Source organism: Profundibacter sp. (assembly GCF_056498605.1).
Genome location: NZ_JBSMEZ010000155.1, coordinates 1 through 4,413, shown reverse-complemented (window position 1 = coordinate 4,413; position 4,413 = coordinate 1). Strand labels below are relative to the sequence as shown.

Sequence of the window (4,413 nt, the reverse complement as noted above, 5' to 3'; positions counted from 1 at the left end):
CCGGTTTTATCGGGCCGGGGCCACAGCAATCCAGTGTTGGACTGTTGTGGCTATTGGTGTTTATCTGGTTCTGGATCGCAGGGTTGCGGCAGGCGGAATGGGGAACAAAATGAGCTATGATATAGATGAAATTCGCAGCGATTTCCCGATCCTGTCACGCCAAGTCAACGGCAAACCGCTGGTCTATTTGGACAACGGGGCGTCTGCGCAGAAACCGCAGGTGGTTATTGATGCTGTTACACGTGGATACTCTGAAGAATATGCCAATGTTCACAGAGGATTACACTATCTTTCTAACCTATCCACTGATAAATACGAGGCCGTGCGCGGCACCATTGCACGGTTCCTGAATGTGGCGGACGAGCGCGAGATCGTGCTGAATTCGGGCACCACCGAGGGCATCAATATGGTCGCCTATGGTTGGGCGATGAACAACCTGCATGCGGGTGATGAAATCATCCTGTCGGTGATGGAACACCACGCCAATATCGTGCCCTGGCATTTCCTGCGCGAGCGGATGGGTGTGGTGCTGAAATGGGTCGATATTGACGCGCTGGGGGATCTGGACCCGCAAAAGGTACTGGATGCGATCACCGATAAAACCCGCCTGATTGCCGTCACCCATATGTCTAATGTTCTGGGCACTGTGGTCGATGTGAAATCCATCTGTGATGGTGCGCGGGCACGGGGTGTGCCGGTGCTGGTCGATGGATCACAAGCCACGGTGCACATGCCGGTCGATGTCAGTGATCTGGGTTGTGATTTCTATCCGATTACCGGTCACAAGCTGTATGGCCCGTCTGGATCCGGTGCGATTTTCGTCAAATCCGAGCGCATGGCCGAGATGCGCCCCTTTATGGGCGGCGGCGATATGATCGACGAAGTGACCCGCGATACGGTGACCTATAATAAACCGCCAATGATGTTCGAGGCGGGCACACCCGGTATTGTGCAAACCATCGGCTTTGGCGTGGCGCTGGACTATATGATGGGGCTGGGGATGGAAAACATCGCCGCCCACGAGCGCAGCTTGCGCGACTATGCCCGCGCACGGCTAGACGGGTTGAACTGGCTGAATGTGCAAGGGCAGTCGGCCAGCAAAGGCGCGATATTTTCGTTTACCATGCAAGGGGCGGCGCATGCGCATGATCTGTCGACTGTGCTGGACAAAAAGGGCATTGCTGTGCGGGCAGGGCACCATTGTGCGCAGCCATTGATGGAACATCTGGGGGTTGTGGCCACCGCACGGGCGTCATTCGGGCTGTATAATACCAAGGCCGAGGTGGATGTTTTGATCGACGCGCTGGAATTATGCCACGAGCTGTTTGCCTAATGACCGGCAAAACCCTGTCAGACAGTTTATAATAATTCTAAACTTGACCTAAATCAAAGTATCTCCCGCAATAATTGTATTCAATATCCTGAATGTGGCGCGCAACCCGCTTACCTAGGCCACATAGGGGGATATTATGATGATCGACATGGCTCGAAATGGTCTGGCTGGGCTTTGTATATTGCTGGTCTCGGCCATTAATGCGTCCGCCCAAGAACAATCGACAGCACAATCCATCGTCGCGGCCACGTCGCCTGCGGGCACGGGCAGCACGGCGGATCATACGAAATTCCCGATCCTGCAACGTGAATTCACCTCGGGTCCCGAAGTCACCGCCGCGTGCCTTACCTGCCACACCGAGGCGGACGACCAGATGATGCATTCGATCCATTTCAAATGGAAGTTTGACAATCCGCGCACCGGACAGCATTTGGGCAAAAGTGTTGTGGTCAATTCGTTCTGCGGCAATGTCGCCGGAAACGAGCCGCGCTGCACATCGTGTCACGCCGGATATGTATGGTTGGGATGACATGTCACAGCCACCGCCACGCCAGTCCACGGTTGGCACGGGTTGGGACATCACCTTGCCACGGCCAACACCCGCAGCATCCGCATAAAAAGGTGATCTGGCGCAAGCACAACCCGCTACAGGTTTTGGCGTATTTCGGATTGAAAATGGCGATCTTCCCGTTGGTCTGGAGCACCGGAATTCTGTATATGACCTATAATTATTGGGAACACCTGCCAAATGCCGGTTTCTACATGAACATCATTGCCAACCTGCATTTGCTGGCGGGATACATCGTGGCGGCGTTTATCATCGTGCACCTGTATCTGCTGACCATCGGGTCGGGGTTTCGCGCCCATGTGAAACCGATGATCACGGGTTATGAGGATATCAACCTGACACCCGAACAAGAGGCCTATCTGGAAGAGAGCGAGCCGTGGCGCCTGAAGGCGAAAGAGGGCTGAGAGGGCTTTAGATTTGCCCTGATGCCAATGAAAAGCGGTTTGCAAAGTTGGCAATAAAATCGATATAGGGGCGGGGGCCAAAACTGGCACGAGACACACCAAGCGAGGCAACATGGGCGATATTGTCCAGCCCGCTGGTCATCATCACATTCACGGGCAGGCCTGCGTTTTCGGTGATTTCGCGTATCAGGGTGTCAGACGTCAGTCCGGGGACAAAGAAACAATCCGCCCCTGCTGCACCGTAGGCATCAGCGCGCATGAGGGCCTGCTCTATCAGGTCGCCATGCTTTGTTGCATCGGTTTCTTGCAAGAACAGGTCGGTCCGGGCATTGATGAATAGATCAAGGCCTTTGGCTTCCCCCGCTTCCCGCACAGCGGCAAGCCTGCTGGATTGCATATCGATTGGGTAAATAGCATTCTGGCCGATCACCTGATCCTCAAAATTCACTCCAATTGCACCAGCCTGAATAACCTGCATAACATTTGCGGTTATTTCGCGGGCAGATGTTGCATACCCCCCCTCGAAATCAACTGTAAGGGGCAGATCTGTAGCGGCTGCTATCCGTTCAATAATACTCAACGCAAAATCCATAGGAATGCTTTCACCATCCTCATAACCATGTGCCGCAGCAATTGCCCAACTTCCTGTGGCTATGGCTTTGGCACCTTTTTCAGCTATCGTCGTGGCGCATCCGGCATCCCAAATATTGTAAAGCAGGATTGGCGAACCAGGCTGGTGCAGGTTACGAAATTGTTTGGCACGGGTATTATGGTCCATTCGGTGTCTCCTTGTTAAAGATAGGCGCGCTCAAATTCGATCAACCGCTGCTTGCGCCAAAGACCACCGCCATATCCGGTAAGTGCGCCGTCCGCGCCGATCACACGGTGGCACGGCACAACCAGCGCGATCTGGTTGGCCCCGTTGGCACGGGCAACCGCGCGGCTGGCTGTGGGCCTGCCGATTTGGGATGCGACTTCGCCGTAACTGCGGGTCAGGCCTGCGGGGATGGCTTGCAGCGTGCGCCAGACCTGCTGGGTGAATGCGCTGCCATGAAACGCCAGAGGTGTCTGGAAATTTGCATCGTCGCCGTTGAAATAGCGGGCCAGCTCCGCCTCGATCTGATCGGTGACTGCTGTGCGGCCAAGCCCGATCGACCCTTTGGAAAACTGATATAAACGCTTCAATTCGCATGGCAGCGCCTTGCGGTCTGGAAACTCCAAAAGGTGCAAAAACCGATTGTCACAGACCGCAATCATCGCCCCAAGCGGCGTATCGATCCAGCTTGCCGACAGCAACGCCCCGGGTTTGAATTCGCTGGGGAAAATCCCCATAAGTCGGGCAAAGGCCATACGGAACGCGCTGGCGGACTCAAATCCAGCCGTCACCTGCGCCTCGATCACCTTACCCCCGTCGGACAAGGCCTGAAACCCGTCGCGCAACCGGCGCTGACGCGCCATTTCCAGAAACGTCATGCCATAATGCCGCTTGAAGGCACGGCGCACCGTAGATGGATCCAGCCCCATCGCCTGAACATCGCTTTCCCGCCACCGATGTTCACTGCGCGCATCCAATGCCTTCAGCAACATTGCAATCGTCGGGTCTGCATCCGCAGCCGGTTGCAGCGGAAAACAGCGTCTGCACGACCTGAAACCGGCCTCGATGCACTGACCTGCGGTATCGTAGAATTGACAATTTTTCGGCTTGGGCTTTCTGGCGGGGCAGGTCAGGCGGCAAAAAATGCCGGTTGATGTGACGCCGACAAAGACGCGCCCGTCATATTCGGGATCGCGGTCAATAAGCGCCTGATAGAGCGTTTGATCATCTGGTCTTTTGAACAACATGGCTTTTGGGTAACCCAGTTCCATACCGTGTGCAGACTAAAATCGGGCGGTTATTGTTTTAATCTGGCGACAGGCCATAAACCGGACGGCCAAAAGGTCTTCGAACCGGGTTATATCGCTCGGGTTGTTGCAGTGCAGCTATTTCTGCTTTGGCCTCTGAAAACCATTTGCAGTGTGCAGCGCTTTGACTTAAACCGCAACAACAGTGCACCCGTAGCTCAGCTGGATAGAGCGCTGCCCTCCGAAGGCAGAGGTCTCGCGTTCGA

The 4,413-nt window shown here is 55.0% G+C and carries 5 protein-coding genes; 3 read left to right on the top strand and 2 right to left on the bottom strand.

The window, feature by feature from the left end; translation table 11 throughout:
- Window positions 1-109: 109 nt before the first annotated feature.
- The 3 genes from ACWB12_RS15425 (at window position 110) to ACWB12_RS15415 (ending at window position 2,305) form a co-directional block, all read left to right on the top strand.
- The gene (locus ACWB12_RS15425; RefSeq protein WP_479530985.1) at window positions 110-1,333 is read left to right on the top strand and encodes a cysteine desulfurase; all 1,224 of its coding nucleotides are present in this window, start codon (window positions 110-112) and stop codon (window positions 1,331-1,333) included.
- 136 nt (window positions 1,334-1,469) lie between these two features.
- On the top strand, window positions 1,470-1,862 hold the full coding sequence (locus tag ACWB12_RS15420) for a hypothetical protein (protein ID WP_479530984.1): 393 nt from the start codon (window positions 1,470-1,472) through the stop codon (window positions 1,860-1,862).
- The gene (locus ACWB12_RS15415; RefSeq protein ID WP_479530983.1) at window positions 1,850-2,305 is read left to right on the top strand and encodes a cytochrome b/b6 domain-containing protein; all 456 of its coding nucleotides are present in this window, start codon (window positions 1,850-1,852) and stop codon (window positions 2,303-2,305) included. Before ACWB12_RS15420 ends, ACWB12_RS15415 begins: the two co-directional genes overlap by 13 nt.
- A 7-nt stretch (window positions 2,306-2,312) precedes the next feature.
- On the opposite strand, the gene ACWB12_RS15410 is transcribed toward ACWB12_RS15415, so the two are convergent.
- Together ACWB12_RS15410 and ACWB12_RS15405 are read right to left on the bottom strand one after the other, a co-directional pair.
- The gene (locus tag ACWB12_RS15410) at window positions 2,313-3,083 is read right to left on the bottom strand and encodes an isocitrate lyase/PEP mutase family protein (protein WP_479530982.1); all 771 of its coding nucleotides are present in this window, start codon (window positions 3,081-3,083) and stop codon (window positions 2,313-2,315) included.
- A 14-nt stretch (window positions 3,084-3,097) separates the two neighbouring features.
- Window positions 3,098-4,147 carry a bifunctional transcriptional activator/DNA repair enzyme AdaA gene (locus ACWB12_RS15405; protein ID WP_479530986.1) on the bottom strand — a complete coding sequence of 350 codons (1,050 nt, stop codon included), beginning with the start codon at window positions 4,145-4,147 and terminating at the stop codon, window positions 3,098-3,100.
- Window positions 4,148-4,413 lie beyond the last annotated feature (266 nt).

Excerpts from the sequence above, each read along its gene's own strand:
- ACWB12_RS15420 (WP_479530984.1), top strand. The coding sequence starts at position 1,470 with ATGATGATCGACATGGCTCGAAATGGTCTGGCTGGGCTTTGTATATTG.
- ACWB12_RS15410 (WP_479530982.1), bottom strand. The coding sequence starts at position 3,083 with ATGGACCATAATACCCGTGCCAAACAATTTCGTAACCTGCACCAGCCT.
- ACWB12_RS15425 (WP_479530985.1), top strand. The coding sequence starts at position 110 with ATGAGCTATGATATAGATGAAATTCGCAGCGATTTCCCGATCCTGTCA.
- ACWB12_RS15415 (WP_479530983.1), top strand. The coding sequence starts at position 1,850 with ATGGTTGGGATGACATGTCACAGCCACCGCCACGCCAGTCCACGGTTG.
- ACWB12_RS15405 (WP_479530986.1), bottom strand. The coding sequence starts at position 4,147 with ATGTTGTTCAAAAGACCAGATGATCAAACGCTCTATCAGGCGCTTATT.